Here is a 22,219-nt window from a genome sequence, read left to right on the forward strand (position 1 = left end):
CTTCGCAACCGACAAAGCCCTGCGATAGGTCTCCTCCCCGGCAGTTCCCACCCACCCCGAGGAAACCGAGCATGAGCGCCGCTCCACCGGAAGCATCCACCGTCCACCCCACTGCGGCCATCGGTCAGGGCTACAACCCGTTCGATCCCGCCTTCCAGCTCGACCCCTACCCCTTCTACGCCCGTGCGCGGAGCGAGGCGCCCGTCGCCTATTGCCCCCAGTTCAACGCCTGGCTCGTGACGAGCCATGAGCTGATCACCCGCGTCCTGAAGAGTCCGAACCTCTTCTCCTCGCTCCACAACCTGGACAACCCGGTGGCCCTGCCCGCGGAGATCGAAGCCGTGCTCGCCACGGGCCATTACCCGCTGGCGCCGGGCTTGTTCAACAACGACCCGCCGGGCCATACCCGCGTGCGTGCGCTGTTCAGCAAGGCCTTCACGGCCCAGCGTGTCGCGGAGATGGAAGCGGGCATCCGCAAGCTGACCGAGGGCCTCGTCGGGCAGTTCGCCCATCAGGGTCACGTGGACCTGGTGGCGGCCCTGGCGCATCCCCTGCCCATGACGGTGATCGCCGACCTGCTGGGTGTGCCCCGTGAGGACATGCGCCGCGTCAAGCAGTGGCACGACACCTGGATGAAACTCTTCAGCCCGCAGACGCCCGCGGAGGAACAGCGTGTCGCGGCGCAGAGCTGCGTCGACTACCAGAACTACTACGCCCGCCTGCTCGCGGACCGTGCCGCCCATCCCACCGGCGACCTGACGACGGCGCTCGTCCAGGCCCGGGTGGACGGCGAGCACCCCTTCACGACCGCGGAGATGATCTCCCAGATGATGATCCTGCTGAGCGCGGGCCACGAGACGACCACGAGCCTCATCAGCGGCCTGCTGTACAACCTGTTGCGCAACCCCGGGCAATGGCAGGAGGTACAGGAGGATCCGAAGCTGCTCGAGGCCGCCATCGAGGAGAGCGTGCGCTTCACCTCTCCCGTGCAGATGGAGCCCCGCATCGCCAAGGTGGCCACCGAGCTGGGCGGAGTCGAGCTCCCCCAGGGCGCGCGCTTGAACATCGTCTACGGCTCGGGCAACCGCGATGAGCGGGCGTTCGCGGACCCGGACACCTTCGACGTCCATCGTCCACAGGTGGGCCGGCACATCGGCTTCGGATGGGGCATCCACTTCTGCATTGGCGCGCCCCTGGCCCGGCTCGAGGCCCGCGTCGCCCTCGAGGTGCTCCGCGAGCGGCTGCCCCACCTGCGCCTCGCGCCCGGCTTCATCCCCGAATACGAGCCCAGCTTCTACTTCCGTGCGCTGAAGAAGCTGGAGCTCGTCTGGGACAACTAGCCCACCCCGTCACTGCAGCAGGAACGTGTTCGACGTGGCCACGTGGCCGGCGGCGTCGGTGACGCGGATGGCCATGTCCGCCAGCGTGGAGTCGACCACCACCTGCTGCGTGAGCACTCCGTCCACGAAGGGCTCGCTCACGCGCGGTCCGACGGAGCTGCCCACCCCTGTCTCCAGGCGCACGTTGCCGCGGAACGCCGCCGCGGCCGCGCCGGTCGCGCGCACCGTCAGCGTGAAGGGCACCAGGCGCTTCTGCGGGCCGATGGGATCGATGCTGTAGCCCTCCGGCCACTCCCCCTCGACGACGGTGAGGCCGCCCGGGCGCACGGCGGTGCGGCCGTCCCCGAGCGTCACCTTCACGTCGTAGCTGCCGGGCGCGAGCAGCGACGGCACGCGGGTGGAGATGACGCCCTCGGGCGAGACGGCGAGCGTGGGCACATCCAGTGGCCCGATGCGCACCGACACCCGGGTGTCCACCTCGACGGTCCCCTTGCCGTAGTCGACCGTCGCGGGAAGGACCAGATCCGTATCGAGAGCGAGCGCCGTGGCCTCGCTCGCGCGCATCTCCGGCGGCGAGACCGAGCGGATGACGGGCTCCGGCCAGTCCTGGCAGGACAGGAGCAACAACGAAGCGGCGAGGGAGACGAGCTTTCTCATGGCAGCTGATACCTCACACCCAGGAGCCCCTGCACCCCCGTCGAGCGCCCGGTGATGAAGGGAATGTACGCCTCGCCGAACCCCACCCGTCCATCGAGGAACGGCTCGAACGCCCCCAGCGGGACGCGAAGCTGCGCCCCCGCGAGCAGCTCCCAGCCGAGCGCCGAGCGCACGGAGCTCTCGGAGAAGTCACTCGAGAGGTGGTGCAGCGCCAGGAGCGGCCCCACGCCGACGCGCACGTCCACACCGAGGTATTTCATCCGCACGAGGTTCATCCGCCCGACCGCCAGGAGAGGCAGGGAATGCAGGGCGGAGACGCTCACCCCGGTGCCAGGGACGTTCGCCTTGAAGCGCGCCAGCCGCCAGCCGAGCTCCACGTCGAAGGAGAAGCGGCCCCAGCCAGGGGGCGTCAGGGTGAGCTGCGCCGAGCCCTGGGGGCCCCGGTTGAAGCCGCCACCGTGGAACGCGCCCCCCACGAGCGCGAGGGAGTACCGCAGCTCCTCCGCCGGCTTCGTCTCGGCCGGCCGGGCCGCAGCCGGAGGGGGCTCGGGGCTCGCCTCCCGTGGAGGAGCCTTCGGCTTCTTGCGGGTGGGGGCGCGGGCGGGAGCCTCGGGGGCAGCCACGGCCGCGGAAGTGCAGAGCAGGAACAGGAGCGCGAACCAACGCATGGAGAAGGAGAGCCTCGGAGGCCAGTGCCGCGGACGGGGGAGAAGCGAACCCCAGCGGGCGCCGGTTGTCGAGCCCCTTCGCGTCAGGGGGAGATCGGCGTACAGAGCTCCACGAGCACTCCGTCCATATCCCTCACGTAGGCCACCGTCTGCCCCCAGGGCTTCTGCTTGGGAGGCTGCGCGGCCCCGGCGCCCGCCTTCACCGCCCGCTCGTAGGCGGCCTGGACGTCGGGCGTGACGAGCGCCACCTCCACCGCCGCCGCGTCCTGCTTCGGCCGGTTGAAGCGCACCGTGAGGCCATTGTCCTTCGCCATCTCCTCCGAGGCGAACGCCAGCGCCGTCGCGCCGGTCTCCATCTCCGCGTACTGGCCACTCTCGTGGAGGAAGCGGCGTTGCAGGCCAAAGGCCTTCTCGTAGAAGTCGACGGTGGCGGGCACGTTCGCGACGTAGAGGATGACGTAGCCGAGCTTCATGGCGGCGGACTCCGGTTGCACGGGTGGAACAGCGTACGGCGGTAGAGGGGCCTGGTCGTACGTCCCGGACCCGGGGACACAGCGTGCCCGAAGCGGCACCGGGATTGCCAACCCAACCAGGAGTTCATGAAAAGTCAGCTTGGCTTCATTCGCGAGGAATGATTGGTTCCCTCCTCTCTTCACCAGGAAAGGACCTCATCCATGCGAAACTTCCTCGCGGTGTCCGTCTCGTTGCTCCCGCTGCTGGGCCTCGTGGCCTGTGGCAGCACGGCCCCCACGCAGGCCCCGCGGCTCGAGGAGCAGACGCAGGGCCTGAACGCCACGGGCACCGGCTGCAACGCCGATTCGGACTGTGCGTCCGGGCTGTGCTGGCACGAGATGGACTCGTATCCCACCTACAACCCGTATTGGATCAGCGCTGACCAATGCACCGAGGAGTGCGCGGGTCCGACGGACCACGCGTCCTGCCAGCAGCTCGCTCAGGACCTGAACGCCCCGTATCCGGAGAAGGCGCGCTGCATCGAGGCTCGGGGTGTCTACGACGACAACCCCTACGATCACTCCGTCTACGTGTGTGACTTCATCCCCGCTGGCCTGGGCAACATCAACTGGGTGGAGTAGGGGTGGCGCCTCACGGGGAGTCGACCTCGGCGAGCGCCGCTTCCAGCGACTCCCCTCCCCGCACGACGCGCGCCAGCCGTCCCGTCGCGTCGTAGAGCAGCACCGTGGGGAGCGCGAGCTGCCCGCCCACGGAGAGCGGCTCGGCCACCTCCTCGGACAGGGACTCCACCGGGTAGGTGATGGACAGCTTCGCGGCCTCGGCCCGCACCTGCTCGGGGGGATGGGCCGCCAGCCCGCGCACCTGCCACCGGCCCTCCTGGGCCAGCCTGGACAAGAGGGGCACCTCCTCGCGGCAGGGCTTGCACCAGGAGGCGAAGAGCTGCACCGCCGCGGGCCGCCCGTCCTTCGTGCCCCCCACCTGCTCGAGCTCCAGGGGGAGCTTCGGATGGCGCGGGCGTGGCGCGCGAGGAGTGAAGGGGGTGGAGTCCTTCGAGCCCCCCTCCGTCAGGGACCACCGCCGGCCCGCCGCGAGCACGCCGAAGGACTCGGTCACACCGGGGCGCCACGTCACCTCGACCTCCGCCTGCTCCTCTGGACCAAGCCCCACGTGCACGGTGGGGTCCACCGCGCTCACGTAGCCCCGGGCCAGCAACACGGGGAAGGCCCGCGTGCCCGCCGCCGTCCGGACCCGGACCGTCGCGGTGCTCGCCTCGCGGTCGCCTCCCGTGGCGCGCAGCCGCACCTCCAGCGCATGCCCCACGGCCCCTTCATTCACGAAGAGCTGCAGGCGCGGCCGGGCGCGGTTGAGCATGAGCAGCTCCTGGTCCCCATCCCCGTCCAGGTCCTGGGCCACCAGGGCGCGGCCATCGGCACGTGACGAGAAGCCGTCCGTGTACGCACACTCCTCGAAGGTTCCGTCCGGCCGCTGCATCCACAGCTTCTTGGGCTCCCAGCCCGAGAAGGACTGCTCGAAGCCCGTGCGGCCCACGCGGCGCAGCGGAGAGGGCCCCGTGGCCCCCACCATGGCATAGGGGGAGGAGGAGGCCTGCGAAGGAGTGCGGCCCGTGGACCTGCCCTGAAGTGAGAGCGCCAGGACCTGGCGCCAGTACACACTTCAAAGATCTTTTCGATTGGGAGCGCTGTAGTATCCGTTGGCCACGGCGAGGTCCAACCGGCCATCATCATCCGCGTCGAGGAAGATGGAGCCGAAGGCCCACAAGCCCCGGTTGACGCCCCGCGCGCGAGCCACCTCGTCGAAGCCGCCGTCCTCGCGGGAGACATAGAGCGTGTTGCCCGCCGCGAACTTGTCCAGGCGGGCCTTCAGCTCGGGACGGACCTGGGCGGCGGCCAGCACGCGCGTGCCCGCCTTGGAGAACATGTTGGCGACATAGAGGTCGAGCCGCCCATCGCCGTTCACGTCCCCCACGTCCGCGCTCATGCCATTGCCCGGATCCCTCAACTGGTGGGCGTCCGTCACATCGCGAGGAGTGCCCCGGGCATCGAAGCGCCAGAGGTCGTTGTCGCCGAAGTCATTGGCCACGTACACCTGCGGCCGTCCCTCTCCGAGCAGGTCGGCGGCGACGGCGGCGAGCCCCCAGCGCCGATGCCGCTCGTCCTGGGGAGGAGCAATCTCCTGGAAGGTCAGGTCCCCCTTGCCCCGGAAGAAGCGGGCGGGGCGGCCATCCCTCGCGGCGAGGAAGTCATCCGGCCCGTACTTCATCGGGTAGTGGAGGAACACGAGGTCCAGCTTGCCGTCGGCATCGAAGTCGGTGGCGAGCGAGGCGTGCGAATTGGCGGGCGGGAGCCGGGACGCGACGGCTTTGAAGCGCCCTCCCCCGTCATTGCGGAGCGCGGTGGGGCGGGACTCGGCGCTCCAGGCCGTCTGCGTGGTGACGATGACGTCCGGGTCTCCATCCGCGTCGAAGTCACCCGCCGCCAGGGAGGAGAACCACGCGCCCTTCGGAGGTGCCACGTCCAGGCGCGTGCGCACGTAACGCAGCGGGGCCGTGGCGCGGAACAGGTACAGGGCGCGCGGGTCGGCGACGAGCACATCCACGAGCCCGTCCCCATCGAGGTCACGCACGGCGAGGGCCCCGTTGCTCATGGAGGCCTGCATCCCCGCGGCCTCACCGTCCGCCTCGGGAGGGAGTACGAGCCCGGCGCGCTCCGCCGCCTCGAGGAAACGGGGCTCGGGCCGGATGGCGTCCTGACGCCACGCCAGCTCCATCCGCTCCAGGCGCCAGGCCTCCGGACGTGACCGGCTCAGGGTGGCGGAAGCCTCACCTCGAACCGAGCGGCGCGCGCCCTCGCGGTCCACGCCATCCAGCTCGAGCAGCAACCGCGCGGTGGTTCCCTCGGGCCGCGGCTCGAAGGCGAGCGCCCGCACGCTGCACCCGGAGATCCAGACGAAAGACTCCGTGGGGAACCGGACCTCTGGAGCCGCTGCGTCACCCGGCAGCACGAAACGGCCCTGCTTGAGCGGCGTGCACAGACGGCTGTCGAAGAAGGACTCCAGCGAGTCTTGCAGCGCCTCGCGGGAGTCGAGCTGGCGGAGCATCCGATAGGAGCCCGGGTCCGATGCACCGCGGGCGGGCGCGACGGCGAGGCACAGCAAGGCTCCGAGGACGAATGATCGCATCGCCCGGGAGTCTACCATGCGGCGGAGCATCCTCACCTCCCCCGTCCGTTGCGCCGCACCAGACGAGAACGAGGAGGCCCGCAGCGGCGCCCGTGTGACGGCGCAACGCATCCGCCCGGCCGAGCGGTAATCATGCAAGCCTCCAACCCCACAGCGGGAAGCGCCGAGACGCTGGGAGGGTGGCCCGAGGGAATGCTCGAGGAGGAGGCAGGCATCGGCGGGTCGCGAAGGCCCGCTGCTTCTAGGACGCTCCTCCTGGAGGAGGAAGGGTCACGGCCCGGTCCGGGGCACCAGTCCCTGGACCGGAGTGTCCTGGCCAATGGCGATGAAGGGGGCCCAGAAGTAGGGATGGGGCTGCTTGTGGCGCAGCTCCTTCATCGCCGAGCGCAGCGCCTCGGCCCGGCCCTGGCCGGCCAACAGGTTGCGGTAGTAGCTCTCCATGAGCGGGTGGGTCTTCTCATCATCGACCTTCCACAAGCTCGTCACCAGCGTCTGCGCTCCGGCCACCATCAGCGCGCGGCGCAATCCGTAGACGCCCTGGCCGAGTTTGACGTCACCCCGCCCGGTCTCACAGGCGGACAGCACGACCAACTGCGTTCCCCACAGGTTCAGACCCGCCAGTTCCAGCGCCGTCACCCACGAGTCCTCACGCCGCGAGGCTCCGGCCCCTGCCGCCCTGGGGTGAGCGCCCGCGAGCACCAACCCCGAGCGCAACAACGGGTCCGATGGGCGATAGGACGGCCCCGTCCCGCCAAGACTGAAACAGTCCACCGCGCGCGAGGACTCGGAGTCACTGGCATCGGCATCCGTCAGGAAGAAGCCGTGCGTGGCGATGTGCAGCACGCCCGGCGTCGCCAGCTTCAACAGCACCTCCTTGCTGGCGGCACTGCCCATCAACACCTGCGCTTGCGGCAGCAGCCGGTGGATGGCCTCGGCCTCCTGGCGCGTACCTGGCAGGGGTTGCGAGAGCTTGTCCTCGCCCCCCAGGCACCGCGCCGAGAAGAAGCGCGCGAGGGAGCGGGAGCGGCTGGCCGGCGCGGGAGCGCTCTCCTGCATCGCGGAGCCCACCGCCGGGCTCGCGCCAAAGTCTGGATCGGCCAGGACAATGACCGATTGCTCGGGCGTGATGCCCTCGAGACGAGGCAACAGGTCCTTGCCCGAGGTGAGGTAGGTGATGTCGAAGCCATCGACCAGGAACCGGCGGCCATCGTGGAGCGCGTCGAACGGAACCAGGGCCAACTGGCTGTCAGGCGAGACGAAGAGCCGCCGCACCCCGCCCAGCAGTGGCCTCAGGGGACGGAAGACGAGTGCATGGAGCGCCCGGGCTGGGGGCTGATAGGAGACGTAGCGGCCCGCGAGCGCTTCGTGGAGGCGCCCGACGGCCCGATCGATGGGCGCGGCGGGACCGAGCTCAACCGCCCGGGTGCGGCCATCCGCGAAGAGCAGGAGCGCGAGGTAGCGCAGCGCTCCCGAGCCCTGGGGCTCCGGAACACCCGGCCTGGGCACCAGGGGGCTGTCCTCGTAGGCAACGAACTCGATCAGCGCGCCATCGCTGGGGAGGGCCGCGGCCACACGCTCGACGAGCTCCGCGGGAGGTGGCAGCTCGAAGAGGGCGCGCAGGGGTTCCGAGCGCCGCGCGAGGTCTGCCTCCAGGGTGTCGCCCTCGCTGGTGAGCTCCTCGACACGCCGCTTGTAGTCGTCGAGCGCGAGCGCTTCGGGGCCCGCCAGCGACAGCTCGGCGAGCCGGGTGCGCAGGGCGCGGAGGCGATCGAAGGCTTCACGCTCGGCCGGGCCCAGGCCGCGGTAGATGATGCGAGACGTTTCAGCGAGCTCCTCGGTGGAGCGCCCTTTGTGGAGGAGCGCGGCGGCGAGCGCGAGCTGCCGGACGCGGGCATCGTCCGGGTACGCGCGGACGAGCGAGTAGAGGCGCTCCTCATCGGCCTGGATCAACTGCAGCGCACGGGTCAGCCGCGCCTCCGAGAAGCCAAACACCTCGTGACGCAGGTGCTGCTCGGAGATGTGGAGCGCACGTTCGAAGAAACTCAACGCCTCGGCGGGCCGCCGCTGGGCAAGACGCAGCTGCGCATAGCTGTTGAGCAAGGGGACGAAGTCGGGATGACTCCCGCCGAGGGACGCCTCGTAGATCGCGAGCGCGCGCGCATACAAGGGCTCGGCCCGCGCCGAGTCGCCCCGATCCTGGTAGAGATTGGCGAGGCTCTGGATCGCCTTGACGATGCCGGGATGATTCGCGCCGAGGCTCGCCTCGCGAGTCGTGAGCGCGCGCGCATACAGTGCCTCCGCCCGGTCCTGCTCGCCCTGGCTCTTGTAGACATTGGCGAGATTGTGGAGCGCGGCGGCGACCTGGGGGTGGTTCTCGCCGTACGCGGCCGTGTAGATCTCCACCGCGCGCTCGAGCAGCGGTCTGGCCCGCGCGTAGTCCTCCTGGAGATGATGGAGGTTGGCAAGCCCCTGGAGCGAGTCCGCCACATCAGGATGGTCCTCGCCGAGCGCTTCCTTCCGAATGGCGAGAGCACGTTCGTAGAGAGGCAGGGCCCGCTTGTAGTCCCCCTGGTTCTTGTAGAGGTTCGCGAGATTGTTGAGCGACTGAGCGACATCGGGATGAGCCTTACCGAGGCGCTCCTCCCGGATCTCGAGTGAGCGCTCGTACAGCAACTCCGCCTTCGCGAAATACCCCTGATCCTTGTACAGGAGGGCCAGGTTGTTGAGCGAAATGGCCAGCTCCGGATGGGTTTCGCCGAGGGTTGCTTCCTCGATCGCAATCGCGCGTTCGTATAATGGCTCGGCCCGCTCGAGGGCTCCCTGCTTTCTGTAGAGCTCAGCGAGGTTTCCGAGCGTTTGGGCGACGGCAGGGTGGTTCTTGCCGAGGCTCTTTTCCTGGATCGCCAGCGCGCGCTCATACAGGGGCTCAGCCCGTCCATGGTTCCCCAGGGAGACGTAGAGGAGGGCGAGGTTGTTGAGGGGATGGGTGAGATGGAGATGCTCCTTGCCAAAGGCCGCTTCCTTGATTTCGAGTGCGCGGAGGAGGAGGGGTTCAACCAGGGCGTAGCGCCCCTGGGAGTCGTAGAGGTTGGCGAGGTTGTTGAGCGAGTCGGCGACATCCGGGTGATTCCTGCCAAGGGCCGCCTCCCGAATCGCAAGCGCTCGTTCATACAAGGGTTGCGCCTGCGCGTAGTCCCCTTGGAAGTAGTAGAGGTTGGCGAGGTTGTTGAGCGATTTGGCGACGTCCGGATGTTCCTTGCCAAGGAGCGCCTCTCGAATCGCGAGCGCTCGCTCATACAAGGGTTTGGCTCGCGCATATTGCCCCTGCATCGCATGGACGGTGGCGAGACCGTTGAGCGATTGAGCGACGTCGGGATGGTTCCCGCCGAACGTTGCTTCCCGAATCTCGAGTGCACGAGGAAAGAGCTGCTCCGCTCGCTTCAAATCTCCCTGCCGGAGAGAAACCCACCCGAGCAGGTCGAGGCACTGGGCCACCTCGGGATGGGCAGGCCCCAGCGCGGCCTCTCGCAACTCCAGGGCATGCTCGGCGGGCGGTCCTGCCTCGGCGTACTGTCCCGCCTCCTCCAACTTCCGCCCCTCCTCGTAGGCCCTCAGTGCTTCCACCAACCGGGGGTCTGCCGGCGCTTTCTCCACCGTCGCACAGGCCATACAACCCAGGACGAGCAATGCCACCGGGGCGAGAACTCGCCAGAGCTGCTGCCGAGAATTCATGCAGGGGTTTTCGAGCATGGGGGTCAGCTTTCTTCCGTGAAGACCTGACTGATGCGGAGGTCCAGGTCGCTCTTGATGGCGTCAACGAGACTCGTGAACTCCGTCGAGGACAAAGCGAGACGCTCCTGGAGACGCCGCTTCGTCTCTTGATAGACCGCCTGCCGTGCGCGCTTGAGCCGGCGCGAGACATTCGACTGGCTCATGCCAAAGAGTCTCGCCATCTCGGTCGTCGAGAGCCGATCGATGAAGTAGAGCTGGAGAGAGTGCCGCTGCTCCCACGGCAGGGAGGCGAAGGACTCGTACACGGCCTGGCGGAACTCGGAGCGGTAGCGGCGCTTGATGATATCGAGCTCCAGGTCGGCACCTGGATCCGGCAGGGCCTCGATGAGCGCGAGGAGGTTCTCGTTGGGAGTCTCGCCGCCCGCGGCGACCTCCTTGAGGGCCAGGCGCACGGCCATGATTCGAATCCAGCTCAACAGCGCACCTTTGCCATTGTACCCAGCGATCCGTGGCCCCCCTCCACTGGCCCCGCCCATCAGGATCTCGATGCGGACCAACTGGCAGACCTCGTCGAGCACCATGGCGGGCAATTTGAGAAACCCGAGCACCACGGGAAGCTTCGCCAGGTAGCGGCTCTCCAGCAGGCCGCTGGACGCGAGCACCCCGTGCACCCACGCACAGGCGAGATAGAGATCGCCCAGGGCCCGCTCCGCCAGCACCTGCGCGAGCGTTTTTCCCTCGTCGGCCGGCGTCAGCCGCTCGGCCAGATGCCGCACGAAGACGTCAGCGGGGATGTCGAGTTGCGGCCATGCGTCCCGGCCCACTTCCCAGGCACAGCGAAGCTGCTCCTCGAATTCGGCGGCATCCCCCGGCACCGCGCTCCGCACGGATGCATGCCTGAGAAAGACCATGGCGAGACTGGGCTGCTCTTGCATCGTCCCCCAACCTAGCCATCGCGACGCTCCCGTCACCGTCCGTCCCACGCCAGAAAATTCAGTGAATGTTGTCTATTCACGCGCTCCCGCCCGAGGTGCTTCCTCCCGTGCCGGGGAATCAACACCCTCTGGCATCCTCGTTGGAGCGCTCATGCCAAGTCATTCCGAGCAGATGGACTCGCAATGCCTGACCGATGAGCTCCTCGCCGGGCTGCTCGAGGGGAGGCTGTCGGGGGAGGAGCTGTCCCGCGCCCATCACCACACCGCCGAATGCCCGTCTTGCCGTGAACTCCTCGTCACGCTCGTGCGCGGAGCACGGTCCCCCTCCAACGCTGTCAATCTCTCACATTCCGAGACGCCCCACGGGCCTCTTGCCACCGATTGGAGCCCGCCCACCGAATTCGATGAGTTCCAACTGGAGCGGCCACTCGGCCGTGGCGCCATGGGGGTCATCTACCTCGCACATGACCGCGAACTGGATCGGCGGGTGGCGGTGAAGTTCATCGCCGCGGCGCGGCCTCACAGCCGGCTCCGCGAGCACTTCCAGACCGAGGCACGCGCCATCGCACGCCTGCAGCATCCCAACGTCGTCACCGTGTTCCGCGTCGGCGAGGTCGAGGGGCATCCATACATCGTCTCCGAGTACCTCGCCGGTCAGAGTGTGGAGGAATTGACCGCGCCACTGCCCTGGCGGCGCGTTCTCGGATTGGGCATCGGGCTGGCGCGGGGGCTCGCGGCGGCCCACCGGCAGGGCGTGCTGCACCGGGATCTCAAACCCGCCAACATCTTCCTCACCCTCGAGGGCGAGGTGAAGCTGCTCGACTTCGGCCTGGCCGAGCTCGTCGAGGAGGAGGGAGCCGGGAGACCGGGCAGCATGCGTCGCCCCGTGGGCACACCGCGATACATGGCGCCCGAGCTCTTCCGGGGCGCACCGGCGACGCCCCGCAGCGACATCTACTCCCTCGGCCTGGTGCTCCACGAGCTGTGCACCGGCCCCCTTCCGCAGCGGCCGTGCCTGGAGCCACCAGGGCACGGGGGTGGCCCTCGGCTCACCCCGAGCGTGCCGGGCATCGACCCCGACTTCGCCGCCCTCCTCGAGCGCTGCCTGCGGGTCGAGCCGGAGGAGCGCTTCGCCTCGGCCGAGGCGCTCCGCGACGCGCTCGAGCGGCTCCGGGAGCCGGAGGTGCTCACCCAGGGCAATCCCTACCGGGGACTCGCGCCCTTCGAGGCCGAGCACCGCGCGCTCTTCTTCGGACGTGATGCCGACATCCGCGCCGTGCTCGAGCGCCTGCGCCGCCACCCCCTGGTCCTCGTGGCTGGAGACTCGGGGGTGGGCAAGTCCTCGCTCTGCCGCGCCGGCATCCTGCCCCGGGTCGCCCGGGGGGCGCTCGACGAGTACCGGGACTTCACCGCCCTCACGCTGGAGCCGGGCCGCCGTCCGCTCGCGGCCCTCGCCGCCGCGCTCGCGCCCGTTCTCGGGCAGCCAGAGGCCGAGCTGCACGCCCGGCTCTCCGGAGCGCCCGGGGAGCTGGGACCGGCGCTGCGGGCGGCCCACCAGGAGGGGCGTGGCCTGCTCCTCTTCGTCGACCAGCTCGAGGAGCTCGTCACCCTCAGCGAGCCCGCCCAGGCGGAGCGTTTCGCCAGCCTCCTCGGAGAGCTCGCCCTGCCGTCGGCGGGCGTGCGTGTGTTGCTCGCGGCGCGTGGTGACTTCCTCCTGCGCCTGGCCGCGCTTCCCGGACTGGGCGGCGAGGTCGAGCGGGCGCTCTACCTGCTGCGGCCCCTCACCCCCCAGGGGGTGCGCGAGGCCATCGTCGGCCCCGCGCGTGGCCGTGGCGTGGTGTTCGAATCCGAGGCGCTCCTCCAGACACTCGTCGAGGCCGCGGCGCGGAGCGCGGGAAGCCTGCCCCTGCTCCAGTTCACCCTGGCGGAGCTGTGGGAGCGCAGGGATGCCGTCAGGAGTTGCATCACCCAGGCCGCGCTGGACGAGATGGGAGGAGTGGCCGGTGCGCTGTCCCGGCATGCCGATGGGGTGCTCTCCAGACTCTCCCGGAGCTCGCGGCAGGAGGCCCACCGCCTGCTTTGCCTCCTCATCACGGCGGAGGGCACCCGCGGCCAACGGAGCGAGGAGGAGCTCACCGCGGGTTCAGACGAGGCTCGTGCCACCCTGCGAGCGCTCATCGAGGGACGCCTCCTCCATACCCGCACCACGGGCGATCAGGTGAGCCATGAGATCGCCCACGAAGCCCTCATCTCCAGCTGGGGCACGCTGCGCCAATGGCTCGATGAGGATGCCGGTCTGCGTGCCCTCCGGCAACGCCTCGAGACGGCGGGGGCCGAGTGGGAGCGGCTGGGGCGCGCTCCGGACCTCCTCTGGCGGAAGCGGCAGCTCGAGGAGGCGCGAACGCTCGACACCACCAGCCTGGGGACACGCGAACAGGACTTCCTCCGCGCATCCCGGCGCGCCGTCCGCCGCCAGAAGCTGCGCCGCTGGAGCGCCGGACTCCTCCTGGTGCTCCTCATGGCGGGCCTCTATGGCGGGCCGCGCCTGCGAACGCACCTGGAAACGCAGCGCTTCGTCAGCGCCCGGATGGCCGTCGCGCGGAACGCGCATGACCTGGGCCGGAAGCTGGGTCGAAGCGCCAGCGCACGTCGCGACGAGGCGCTCGCGCTGTTCGATGCCACCTCCACTTCGGAGCGCCGGTTGCTCGCCGAGACGAAATGGGCCGGGGCGCTCGACGAGCTCACGCGGGCCGATGCCGCTTTCGACGAAGCGGAGCAGGCCCTCAACGAGCTGCTCGAACGGGCCCACGAGGACGCACGCCCTCCCCTCCTCCGCCTGACGTACGAACGGCTCCTGCTCGCCGAGCGCTTTCACCGGACGGACGAGCGAGCCCGGCTCGAGAAGCGCTTCAGACGGTTGGCGGCCGGGAACACGGCCTGGTTACAACGGCTCGAGGCCCCGGCCGGACTCGCTGTCGAGACCCGTCCCTCGGGCGTGGACGTCGAGCTCACGCGCTATGTGGACGACGGGGGGCGGCTGCGGCGGGAGGCCGTGCCCGGCGCTCCACCCGGTCAGACCCCCCTGGCCTGGAAGGGCCTGCCAGCGGGCTCCTATCAACTCCGCTTCACGCGCGAGGGTCATGCGCCGGTCGAACTGCCGGTCCTGCTCACCCGAGGCCGGCTCGAGAAGCTCCGGCTGGAGCTGCCCTCCAGGGTCCCCGACGGGTACGTCTACATCCCGCCCGGCTGCTCCCTCACGGGCAGCGCCGAGCCCGAGCTGGTGCGGAAGTTCATGGGCAGTGCCCCCCTGCACCCGCGTTGTCTCGAACAGGGGTATCTCATCGGGCGGACCGAGGTGACGCTGGGTGACTGGCTGGCGTACCTGGATGGCTCGCTCGACGAGGCCCGGCAACGCCGCGTCCTCGCGGAAATACGAAAAGACATGGGCGAGGCGTTCACGCCGCGGAAGCGGCCCGATGGCTCCTGGAGCTTCTCACTCCAGTTGGAGAGCAAGGAGGTCCTCACGGCGCGCGAGGGCGAGCCCATTCGCTATCCCGGCCGCCGCCATCGCCGGGAGCAGGACTGGCGCCGCTTCCCCCTGACGGGGGTCAACCTCGCGGACGTCGAGGGCTATCTCCAGTGGCTCGACCACTCCGGGAAGCTGCCGGGAGCCCGCCTGTGCAGTGAGCTGGAGTGGACGCGTGCCGCCCGTGGCGCGGATGACCGCAAGCACCCGCACGGCAACCACTTCCAGAAGGATGATGACAACATCGATGAGACCTATGACCGGCAGGAGAACGCCATGGGTCCCGACGAGGTGGATGCCCACCCCGCCTCGGTGAGCCCCTTCGGGCTGCTGGGCATGGCTGGCAACGTCATGGAGATGACCCGGGCCATGACACCGGACAGCCAGGGCCCCCTCCTGCGTGGGGGTGCCTGGTACTACAGCGAAGTCGGCACGCTCATCGCCAATCGCCAGGCGATCACCCCCGCGACCCGTGACTCCCGGGTCGGCGTGCGCGTGTGCGCCCCCGTTCCGCACCGTTCCTCTACTCCGTGAAACCACGTGTCACAGCGAGGTCCCAGATGAAACACAGCCTTCTCCTGTTTGCATGCTTGCTCTTCGCCGCCCCCGGGCTCGCCGAGGCCAGGGGCCGGATCAAACCCTGCCAGGGCCAGGGTCCCCGGCGCACGGTGTGGCCACAGGGCACGCTGCTGTGGGGCACGGAGCGCCAGGTGGTCTCGAAGGAGATGAGCAGTGTATTGGCCTCGGTGGACCTGGGCCGGGTGCGGCTGGGGAGCACCGCGGTGAAGGGGCTGCGCATCGAGGAGGGTCATCTGGCCGCCCGCTCGCTTGGGCCCAAGGGACTGGTGGGCGCCGTGTTCCAGGGAACCGCCAGCGATGGCCAGCCCGTGGAGGTGGCGCTGTGCGGTGCCGAGCCCTCGCCCACGGACCCGTCGATGGTCTGGTACCGCATCGAGCTGTGGAACGCGCGGAGCGCCTCGTGGGAGAACCCGTGCGTCGCCACCGGCCGGGAGTCCAAGCCCCGGGCGCTCGCGGTGCGGGGAGTCTGGGACGAGACCGGGGCTCGCCATGAAGTGCCGGGGAAGTTCACCTTCGCCTGTGAGCATGGCGCCATCGCCAAGTGCATCGGCTGGGGCTACAAGCCCTGGGCGACGAAGGACGGACACGCGTTGGAGGACTTGCACCAGGCGTGCACGCGCATGGCTCGGGCGGACTACTGCGGCAACGGAAGCAGCCACACCCGTCAGGACAACCCCATCGACATGTACGATGCCCTCCGGGTGAGCACGCGGACGACGGAGGCCACCCGGGGCTGGGAGCCTCGGCGGGCTTCATTCGAGGCGGCCTGGACACCCGAGGGCGCCTGGTGTCTGGCCCGCACGCGGGATGGGCAGGCGGCGGAGGCGGTTCTGGCGCAGTGTCCCGACCGCTTCGAGGCGGAAGCGCAGGACCTCGGAGAAGGAGACCGCTGCACGGTGCGCCGCAAGGGAGGACGCGCCGGGCCGGTGCTGCTGCGCAATCAATCGTACGGCAAGGCCAGTCCAGCACCTTGACCGCCTGCACCGGCTCTCGCCGGGCCGCACAGGAGGACGGTGGAGTTCCAGCCTCGAGGTCAGCCACACTCCGGCCATGGACGACACCGCACCAGCTCTCCGGACCGGAGCGTCATGAACGCTCGAGGTTCTCCGGGTGGTTGACTGCCTGGGAGACGGGGCGGACACGCCCTCTCCGCTCACGCACGCACGACGACACGTGCGTGCACGAAGTCCCGCCGCTCGAGCTGCTCCGCGAGGAACCGGGCCAAGTCCGCGCGCGAGAGGCTCGAGAGCATGCCCACGGGCTCGGACGCTCCGGCGCGGACCTTCCCCCGCGCCGGGCCCTCCGTCAGCCGCGGCGGCTTCACCACCGTCCAGTGCCCGCGAGGGCCGGCACGAGCGCTCCGGGGCTCGCCGGATCCGCGACCGCCACCTCGAGCCCTGGCGGCTCGGGAGAGAGCGCGCCTTCCCGTCGGCAGACGGCTCGCACCGAATGGCCCCGCTCACGCAGCACGGGGATGAGCACCCGCCCCGTCCTGCCCGTTGCTCCGAAGAGTGTCACGCGCATGGCCTGTCCCTCCGCGTTCCACCGCCAGCCTCGCGCCCCCAGCGGACGGAGTCCACGGGAGGGCCGTCGTCCCCTCGCCCATGCCGCCCGGCTATAAGAGCCCTCCAACGCGCCCCAGGTTCGCCCCTCACCGTCCGTTCGTGGCTGTCGGGGCGCGTTTTCATACTCCGAACGGCCTCGCCAGGACCCGCCGGGCCCTGACTCCAATGGAGGACCCTGACATGCGTCTCCGAGCGTGCATCGCACTTCTGCTCTATGTCTCAGCCTGCGTTACGTCAGCGCCCAGCTCGAGAGAGCCAGCAGCCCGGGACCCGAGGCTCACCAACCTCCAGCGGGCGGCGACGCTGCCCTGGACGGACGGGGGGCGTTGCGCCGTTCAGGAGGCTTCCGAGCCCTGGCCCATGCTGGCGGAGAAGTGCTTTCATGCCCTCGACCATGATCGAATCGAGTTTCACGATCCCACAGGGCGATGCGCGGTGGCCTCTGCTGGTGCCAGTGCCTTGGGGCTCGGGGTCTGCGTGCTGGCGGCACCGGAGATCGTCATGGGAGCGGTGATCGTCGCGGGCGTGGTGGTGGTGGGATTCGCCATCAAAGAGGCGCTGGATACCTACGCGGAGAAGAGGGGCCGTCCCCAGGTAAGGCCCGTTCCTGAAACGCGCCCCGTGCCTGAAACAAAGCCCGCCTCGTCGAAGCCCTCGCCGAAGAAAAGGCCCAAGCCAGAGCCCAAAGGGCCGGATTTCCCTCCCATTGGGCCAGTCGAAGTCTCGGAGCGAGAGCGCCCCAGGTGCGAGCCCGACCCAGTGCCGTACCACCTTGGCGGTAATAAACTGCACGACACGTGCGCCGACAGAATTCCGAACAACAGTTTCCCCGGCGGGGATGTGTTCGTGAATGGGAAGAACTTCGACGCGCTCCAACTGGCCACGCGCACGCTGTGGGAAGTCAAGACCGACAACTTCGACACGTACCCGCCCGACCTTCGGAGAATTGTCATCGAGGATCAGGTGGGGGAACTGCGGACCGAGCGTGTCCTCGCTCTCGCCTGTGGATTCGACTTCCGAGTCGGCGTGCGGAGCCCCGAGCACAAGGCTGAGTTGGAGTTCGAGGCACCGGACCTCAAGGACATCATTGTCATCATGGAGTGGTGCTGAGATGCCGGCCATGCAAGAAGACGAACTTCGCATGATTGTCTATGCGCCTGCCCTCTTGGGCAATGATGGCCGCCCGCTGGCCATTGTTCATGGGATGGAACGCGCACTTCCTGGCTTGCGCCTGGAGTGGACGATTTCTCGCGAGGGGCAGCGCGTCCCCGTGCCGCAGCGCGAAGCATGGCTCGCCCGGGGGAGGCCAGGCGGGCGGGGATTTCCTCTCCTGCGCAACGGCGATGATGATTTCCGGGTCACGGTGTCTGGATTGGAAATACCGGCGGTCAGCTCGCCGGGTGGTCAGGCCCAGCTCGATGTCCATGCCACGCTGCCTCTGGCTGCCAACGGCATCGCGGCGGCAGCGGATGTGCTGGAGGCGATAGGGGAAGGTGCTCGCGGTTTCTGGGGGCACGCGACACCCTTCAGCGCGGGGGTGGACATCGTACGCCAAACGAAAAATGGGCCGACTGACCTGGAGGTGCCTCCCCGGGGGTTGCCCTCGATCAAGCCCCCAAGGGATATGCGCTCCCCCGAAATTCCGCATCGCCTCGGGTGGCTCAACTACTGGTCGGCCGCTGCCGCACGGGCCATCGGATTCCCGGACCCAGCCCGCGATGCGGACCTGCTCGCGTCCTCGCGGCGTACCGCGACGGGCGGGTGGGTTGTCAGGCTCACCGATGCACCGCTCGACCTGGACAACCCCGCGCACCTGGACGCGCTCAAACGGGCCTACGAGCGCTTCCCGGAGATCGGCGGGCGCTCCACCCCTTGAGCCCTGTTGAGTCCACCCCAAGGCAGCCACCTCGCCAAGAAGTGGAGGCGGCAGGAAGCGAACCCGCCGTTTGGACGCAAGTGCCCCCCGGCGGTGCGCCGCCCCCTTGCCGCCCTGCTTTTCGGCCAGTGGGTGGAGTTCCAGCCGCGAGGTCAGCCACACTCCGGCCATGGACGACACCGCTCAGCCCTCAGGCCTCCGGCTCCCCCCGCGGAGCACGGTCCCTGGAACCCTGAGCACCGAGGAGCTCGCGCGCTTCACCGAGCGGGAGCACGAGGTGCTGTGCCGGCGCTGGCGGCTGTTCGCGCCCATCACCTTCGTCCTCATCGGCCTCACCGAGGTGGCTCCGTTCTTCTCGCCGAACTTCCCTTCGGCGATGCACGTGACGGGCTGGGTGCTGGCGCTGCTGGCGGGCATGTACCTGCTGGCGAGGCGCAAGCCGGGCCGGCGGGTGATGGGGTGGGCCTCGGTGGTAACGGGCATCGTGGTGGCCGCCTACAGCGCCACGCCCGCGGCGGAGCTGGGGCGCTACCAGTCGCAGCACGTGCTGGCCATGGCGGTGCTCATCGCCATGCTGCCCGGCATCTTCTCGCTCACGCTGGCCGAGGCGGCGACGACGCTCGGGGGCAGCCTGGTGGCGTGGGTCGTCGTGTGCGGCCTGTGGAAGAGCGAGGGGCCGGTGGACTACACCGGCCTGGACGTGGCGCTCACCTACCTGGTCTTCCTGTGCGTCGTCACGCTGGTGGCGCACCACATCAACCGGCGGCTGCGCCTCCGCGAGTTCGCCGCGCGGTGCGAGCTGGAGCGCGTGCACCGCTTCGCCGTGGAGGAGGTGCTCCACCGTCACCTGCCGCCAGGCGACGTGGACCGGGTGCTGTCCGGGGAGCACCCGCTGGACGGCCCTCCGGAGCGGCGCGTGGTGACGGTGGTGTTCGCGGACATCGTGTCGTTCACCCCACTGTCCGATGGCCTCCCGCCCGAGGAGCTCGCCCGATTGGTGGGGCGCTTCTACGACGTGATGGCGGGGGTGGCGTTCGAGCACGGGGCGACGCTCGACAAGTTCATCGGGGACGCGGTGATGGCGCTGGTGGGCGCACCGGACACGATGACGCCCGGGGAGCAGGCCCGGCGCGCGGTGGCGATGGCGCGAGACTGGCACCGGGCGGCGCGCGAGCTCGTCTGGCCGGGCTCGCGGGGACAGGGGCTTCGGCTGCGCGTGGGCATCCACCAGGATCCGGTGGCGGTGGGAGCCTTCGGTGGGCGGCTGCGCAGCGAGTACACGGTGCTGGGGCGTGGGGTGAACATCGCGGCGCGGCTCGAGCAGCGCTGCCAGCAGGGAGACATCCTGGTGTCCGAGCCCGTCTTCCAGCAGCTCGCGCCCAGGCCCGAAGGCGCACGGGAAATGGGCGCACTGGAGCTCAAGGGCATCCCCGAGCCGGTGCGCTGCTACTGCCTGCCCGGCATCGAGGACGAGCAGGTCCGTGAAGCCGGGTCTGTGCTCCTGTGAGTAGGCTCCCACCTGACGCACCAGGCACCTCCTGGAAGCCGGGCCCGGTGCATGCGAACAAGAGCGACAGGTCTCCGGCAGGCGAGGAGACCAGGAGGGGCACGCATGGACGAGAAGAAGAAGCCCGAGGCGAACGGAGAAGAAACGGAGCGGTTGGGGCCGTACGTGCTCCAGGAGCAGGTGCCGCAGTCCGATGAAAGCCAGGGAGAGCTGTACCTGGCCAGGAACGAGACGAGCGGTGCAGCGGCCCTGGTGCTCAAGCACGCACCCGAGGAGGGCGGGGCACCCTGGAAGGACTGGCGGGTGCGCCTCATCTCCTGGGGCTCGCTGGGCTACTGCGCCATGGAAGTGGAGCACACTCCCTGGTCCAGGGCCCAGGACAGACAGTCGGTGGAGTCTCTGGTGCACACGTTGGAGGGTGTGCTCGAGGGAGTGCGGCGCATGACCCGCGCTTGGTCCGGCCCCCAGGAGCCCCGCTTCCGGTGGCGCCTGGGGTTGGGCCTGGCGAGCGCCGCCACGGTGTGCGCCCTGCTCTTCGCGCTGGTGCGTGTGGCCTCGGTGTCACAACCCCCGAGCGCCCCGACAGCGCCCATGAGCCTCGAGGACCTCATGGCAACCGAGGTGCCGGAGCCATTTATTGAAAGGGGGCTCGTGGACACCACACCACCCCAAGAGCAAACCGTGCTCGCCCGGCCTCTGCCGAAAGAGCCCTACAAAGGGCAGAAGCGCCCTCCCTGCACCCGCTACACCGAGGTGGAGCTCGTCGGTGCATGCTGGATTCCTCACGAGCTGAAGCCCCCGTGCCCGGAGTCCCTCCACGAGCACCAGGGCAAGTGCTACCTACCCGCTTTCAGCGCGAAGCCACCGCCCCAGTCGCTCGGGCAGTGAGAGGGCTAGAACGAAGGGGTTGAGGAGGGCCGCGGACGGGGGCCGCCGGAGCAGAGAGCCAAGCGGGTGGAGAAGCCGCGCAGCCCCATGGGGTACACGTCGGCCCAGGCGGCCCTCCCATGAGGTTCACGGCAGGGGCTTGGCTCTCTTGGCCCTGGCGGCTTGAGCTTCAACACCACGCGGCATGGAGGGGCCCGCGCGCCGGGGCCAGCCTCGAACCTGCCGTGGGCAAGCCCAGGTGCTCCAGAATCGCTCGCACACCGCCCGCCTCGTTCACGTACGCCAGCAGAGGCCGTCTTCCCCCAGCCCGACCGCCTCGAGTTGCACCGCCCCAACGCCGGGTCGCACCTGGCCTTGGGCCGGGGCATCCACTTGTGCCTGGGAGCGGCGCTGGCCCGCCTGGAGGCGCATGTGGCGCTGGAGGTGCTGCCGCGGCAGCTGCCCAACCCGCGCTACGCCGAGGGCAAGCGCCCCGTGCGCCGGCCCCACTTCTTCCCGCGGGGCTTCGAGCACCTGCACCTCGCCTGGGACGTGCCGGCCCGCTGAGGCCGGCCCACCTCTCCGCGGCCGAGGCCCCGCTCCGGCGCGTGGAGCGGCTGGCCGGGGGGCGCTCCCTCGTGACGCTCGGCCAGGACGCGGACGGCGTGGATGACGATGCCGCTGCACACCAGCGGCCCGGTGCCGGTGTCGTCGTCGGCGCGGGGGTCGCCACCGGGGGCTCCCGGGCCGGAATTTTCTAAAATTGCGCAAATAATTCCCCTTGGGGATTTGACTGGTGGAAGGCGACCCGAACTGCACAGGGAGGCCCACCGAAAACCCAGGGAGACCCCAGATGACGCGCGCTGGCGAACCGAAGCAGACGAGGACACGAAGGTGGGTGACGGCCACGAAGGAACAGGCCCTCACCCACTGAGCCAGCGGTGACTCCCCATGGGAGCCGGGCACTGGTACCGCCCCACATCTCCACCGATAGCGCCGGGGCATGCCCCGAAGCGGTGGCTCTCCTCTCCCGTGGTGTGAGGGCTGACCGGAACGCCACCCGTCCGTGAACGTGAGCCCGCCAGAGCAGGAATTGATTCCGCAGTACAGACACTTCTCATCGAAGATGAAGGAGACACGAACATGAACAGTCATTGGAAGAAGTTCGGGAAGAAGTTCGCCACCTCGCTGCTGGTGCTGGGGGGCGTGGGGTGTGGCACGGAGCTCGAGCCGCAGGAGCCGCAGGCCGTGGGTGAGGTGCGCCAGGAGGCCTTCACCGCCTACGATCTGGATGC

General features: G+C 69.4%; 18 protein-coding genes. 9 read left to right on the forward strand and 9 right to left on the reverse strand.

Features of this window, described 5'->3' with window-relative positions; all coding sequences use genetic code 11:
- Nucleotides 1–71: 71 nt before the first annotated feature.
- Nucleotides 72–1,340 (forward strand): cytochrome P450, encoded by a 1,269-nt coding sequence (locus tag AC16DP_RS50120; RefSeq protein WP_329729464.1) that lies wholly within the window; start codon nucleotides 72–74, stop codon nucleotides 1,338–1,340.
- 9 nt (nucleotides 1,341–1,349) lie between these two features.
- Here the strand turns inward: AC16DP_RS50120 and AC16DP_RS50125 are convergent, their stop codons facing one another.
- The 3 genes from AC16DP_RS50125 to AC16DP_RS50135 all read right to left on the reverse strand — a co-directional run bounded on the left by AC16DP_RS50125 (nucleotide 1,350) and on the right by AC16DP_RS50135 (nucleotide 3,138).
- Entirely contained in the window at nucleotides 1,350–1,997 is a 648-nt protein-coding gene (locus AC16DP_RS50125) for a hypothetical protein (RefSeq protein WP_329729465.1), read from the reverse strand.
- Nucleotides 1,994–2,665, reverse strand: a complete 672-nt coding sequence (locus AC16DP_RS50130; RefSeq protein ID WP_329729466.1) for a hypothetical protein — start codon at nucleotides 2,663–2,665, stop codon at nucleotides 1,994–1,996. The genes AC16DP_RS50125 and AC16DP_RS50130 overlap by 4 nt, the downstream gene beginning before the upstream one ends.
- Nucleotides 2,666–2,748: 83 nt before the next feature.
- On the reverse strand, nucleotides 2,749–3,138 hold the full coding sequence (locus AC16DP_RS50135; protein ID WP_329729467.1) for a VOC family protein: 390 nt from the start codon (nucleotides 3,136–3,138) through the stop codon (nucleotides 2,749–2,751).
- Nucleotides 3,139–3,339: 201 nt separating this feature from the next.
- Between AC16DP_RS50135 and AC16DP_RS50140 the strand changes: the two genes are divergently transcribed.
- Nucleotides 3,340–3,759 (forward strand): hypothetical protein, encoded by a 420-nt coding sequence (locus AC16DP_RS50140; protein WP_329729468.1) that lies wholly within the window; start codon nucleotides 3,340–3,342, stop codon nucleotides 3,757–3,759.
- A 10-nt stretch (nucleotides 3,760–3,769) separates the two neighbouring features.
- On the opposite strand, the gene AC16DP_RS50145 is transcribed toward AC16DP_RS50140, so the two are convergent.
- The 4 genes from AC16DP_RS50145 to AC16DP_RS50160 all read right to left on the reverse strand — a co-directional run bounded on the left by AC16DP_RS50145 (nucleotide 3,770) and on the right by AC16DP_RS50160 (nucleotide 10,980).
- Entirely contained in the window at nucleotides 3,770–4,810 is a 1,041-nt protein-coding gene (locus tag AC16DP_RS50145; RefSeq protein ID WP_329729469.1) for an ASPIC/UnbV domain-containing protein, read from the reverse strand.
- A gap of 3 nt (nucleotides 4,811–4,813) precedes the next feature.
- The gene (locus AC16DP_RS50150; RefSeq protein WP_329729470.1) at nucleotides 4,814–6,337 is read right to left on the reverse strand and encodes an FG-GAP repeat domain-containing protein; all 1,524 of its coding nucleotides are present in this window, start codon (nucleotides 6,335–6,337) and stop codon (nucleotides 4,814–4,816) included.
- Nucleotides 6,338–6,607: 270 nt separating this feature from the next.
- Nucleotides 6,608–10,069: a CHAT domain-containing tetratricopeptide repeat protein gene (locus AC16DP_RS50155; protein ID WP_329729471.1), complete on the reverse strand. Its 3,462-nt coding sequence runs from the start codon at nucleotides 10,067–10,069 to the stop codon at nucleotides 6,608–6,610.
- Nucleotides 10,070–10,092: 23 nt separating this feature from the next.
- Nucleotides 10,093–10,980, reverse strand: coding sequence for a sigma-70 family RNA polymerase sigma factor (locus AC16DP_RS50160; protein WP_329729472.1), 888 nt, complete (start codon nucleotides 10,978–10,980; stop codon nucleotides 10,093–10,095).
- A gap of 196 nt (nucleotides 10,981–11,176) precedes the next feature.
- On the opposite strand from AC16DP_RS50160, the gene AC16DP_RS50165 reads away from it, so the two are divergent.
- Together AC16DP_RS50165 and AC16DP_RS50170 are read left to right on the forward strand one after the other, a co-directional pair.
- On the forward strand, nucleotides 11,177–15,064 hold the full coding sequence (locus tag AC16DP_RS50165) for a bifunctional serine/threonine-protein kinase/formylglycine-generating enzyme family protein (RefSeq protein ID WP_329729484.1): 3,888 nt from the start codon (nucleotides 11,177–11,179) through the stop codon (nucleotides 15,062–15,064).
- A 26-nt stretch (nucleotides 15,065–15,090) separates the two neighbouring features.
- The gene (locus AC16DP_RS50170) at nucleotides 15,091–16,083 is read left to right on the forward strand and encodes an ADYC domain-containing protein (protein ID WP_329729473.1); all 993 of its coding nucleotides are present in this window, start codon (nucleotides 15,091–15,093) and stop codon (nucleotides 16,081–16,083) included.
- Nucleotides 16,084–16,262: 179 nt separating this feature from the next.
- On the opposite strand, the gene AC16DP_RS50175 is transcribed toward AC16DP_RS50170, so the two are convergent.
- Nucleotides 16,263–16,433: an NAD(P)-dependent oxidoreductase gene (locus AC16DP_RS50175; protein WP_329729474.1), complete on the reverse strand. Its 171-nt coding sequence runs from the start codon at nucleotides 16,431–16,433 to the stop codon at nucleotides 16,263–16,265.
- A complete protein-coding gene (locus AC16DP_RS50180; RefSeq protein WP_329729475.1) occupies nucleotides 16,430–16,633 on the reverse strand; it encodes an NAD(P)H-binding protein in 204 nt (67 codons plus the stop codon). Before AC16DP_RS50180 ends, AC16DP_RS50175 begins: the two co-directional genes overlap by 4 nt.
- Before the next feature lie 401 nt (nucleotides 16,634–17,034).
- On the opposite strand from AC16DP_RS50180, the gene AC16DP_RS50185 reads away from it, so the two are divergent.
- From AC16DP_RS50185 to AC16DP_RS50205, 5 genes are all read left to right on the forward strand, one after another.
- Nucleotides 17,035–17,784: a DUF6310 domain-containing protein gene (locus tag AC16DP_RS50185; protein ID WP_329729476.1), complete on the forward strand. Its 750-nt coding sequence runs from the start codon at nucleotides 17,035–17,037 to the stop codon at nucleotides 17,782–17,784.
- Nucleotide 17,785: 1 nt separating this feature from the next.
- Nucleotides 17,786–18,550: a DUF5953 family protein gene (locus AC16DP_RS50190; protein ID WP_329729477.1), complete on the forward strand. Its 765-nt coding sequence runs from the start codon at nucleotides 17,786–17,788 to the stop codon at nucleotides 18,548–18,550.
- A 169-nt stretch (nucleotides 18,551–18,719) separates the two neighbouring features.
- Nucleotides 18,720–20,057 carry an adenylate/guanylate cyclase domain-containing protein gene (locus tag AC16DP_RS50195; protein ID WP_329729478.1) on the forward strand — a complete coding sequence of 446 codons (1,338 nt, stop codon included), beginning with the start codon at nucleotides 18,720–18,722 and terminating at the stop codon, nucleotides 20,055–20,057.
- Nucleotides 20,058–20,162: 105 nt separating this feature from the next.
- The gene (locus AC16DP_RS50200) at nucleotides 20,163–20,945 is read left to right on the forward strand and encodes a hypothetical protein (protein WP_329729479.1); all 783 of its coding nucleotides are present in this window, start codon (nucleotides 20,163–20,165) and stop codon (nucleotides 20,943–20,945) included.
- 321 nt (nucleotides 20,946–21,266) lie between these two features.
- Nucleotides 21,267–21,491: a hypothetical protein gene (locus tag AC16DP_RS50205; protein ID WP_329729480.1), complete on the forward strand. Its 225-nt coding sequence runs from the start codon at nucleotides 21,267–21,269 to the stop codon at nucleotides 21,489–21,491.
- Nucleotides 21,492–22,219 lie beyond the last annotated feature (728 nt).

Source organism: Archangium sp., assembly GCF_057119385.1.

Excerpts from the sequence above, each read along its gene's own strand:
- AC16DP_RS50155 (WP_329729471.1), bottom strand. The coding sequence starts at position 10,069 with ATGAATTCTCGGCAGCAGCTCTGGCGAGTTCTCGCCCCGGTGGCATTG.
- AC16DP_RS50140 (WP_329729468.1), top strand. The coding sequence starts at position 3,340 with ATGCGAAACTTCCTCGCGGTGTCCGTCTCGTTGCTCCCGCTGCTGGGC.
- AC16DP_RS50165 (WP_329729484.1), top strand. The coding sequence starts at position 11,177 with ATGGACTCGCAATGCCTGACCGATGAGCTCCTCGCCGGGCTGCTCGAG.
- AC16DP_RS50130 (WP_329729466.1), bottom strand. The coding sequence starts at position 2,665 with ATGCGTTGGTTCGCGCTCCTGTTCCTGCTCTGCACTTCCGCGGCCGTG.
- AC16DP_RS50150 (WP_329729470.1), bottom strand. The coding sequence starts at position 6,337 with ATGCGATCATTCGTCCTCGGAGCCTTGCTGTGCCTCGCCGTCGCGCCC.
- AC16DP_RS50120 (WP_329729464.1), top strand. The coding sequence starts at position 72 with ATGAGCGCCGCTCCACCGGAAGCATCCACCGTCCACCCCACTGCGGCC.
- AC16DP_RS50170 (WP_329729473.1), top strand. The coding sequence starts at position 15,091 with ATGAAACACAGCCTTCTCCTGTTTGCATGCTTGCTCTTCGCCGCCCCC.
- AC16DP_RS50190 (WP_329729477.1), top strand. The coding sequence starts at position 17,786 with ATGCCGGCCATGCAAGAAGACGAACTTCGCATGATTGTCTATGCGCCT.
- AC16DP_RS50200 (WP_329729479.1), top strand. The coding sequence starts at position 20,163 with ATGGACGAGAAGAAGAAGCCCGAGGCGAACGGAGAAGAAACGGAGCGG.
- AC16DP_RS50195 (WP_329729478.1), top strand. The coding sequence starts at position 18,720 with ATGGACGACACCGCTCAGCCCTCAGGCCTCCGGCTCCCCCCGCGGAGC.
- AC16DP_RS50185 (WP_329729476.1), top strand. The coding sequence starts at position 17,035 with ATGCTGGCGGAGAAGTGCTTTCATGCCCTCGACCATGATCGAATCGAG.
- AC16DP_RS50160 (WP_329729472.1), bottom strand. The coding sequence starts at position 10,980 with ATGGTCTTTCTCAGGCATGCATCCGTGCGGAGCGCGGTGCCGGGGGAT.
- AC16DP_RS50125 (WP_329729465.1), bottom strand. The coding sequence starts at position 1,997 with ATGAGAAAGCTCGTCTCCCTCGCCGCTTCGTTGTTGCTCCTGTCCTGC.
- AC16DP_RS50180 (WP_329729475.1), bottom strand. The coding sequence starts at position 16,633 with ATGCGCGTGACACTCTTCGGAGCAACGGGCAGGACGGGGCGGGTGCTC.
- AC16DP_RS50135 (WP_329729467.1), bottom strand. The coding sequence starts at position 3,138 with ATGAAGCTCGGCTACGTCATCCTCTACGTCGCGAACGTGCCCGCCACC.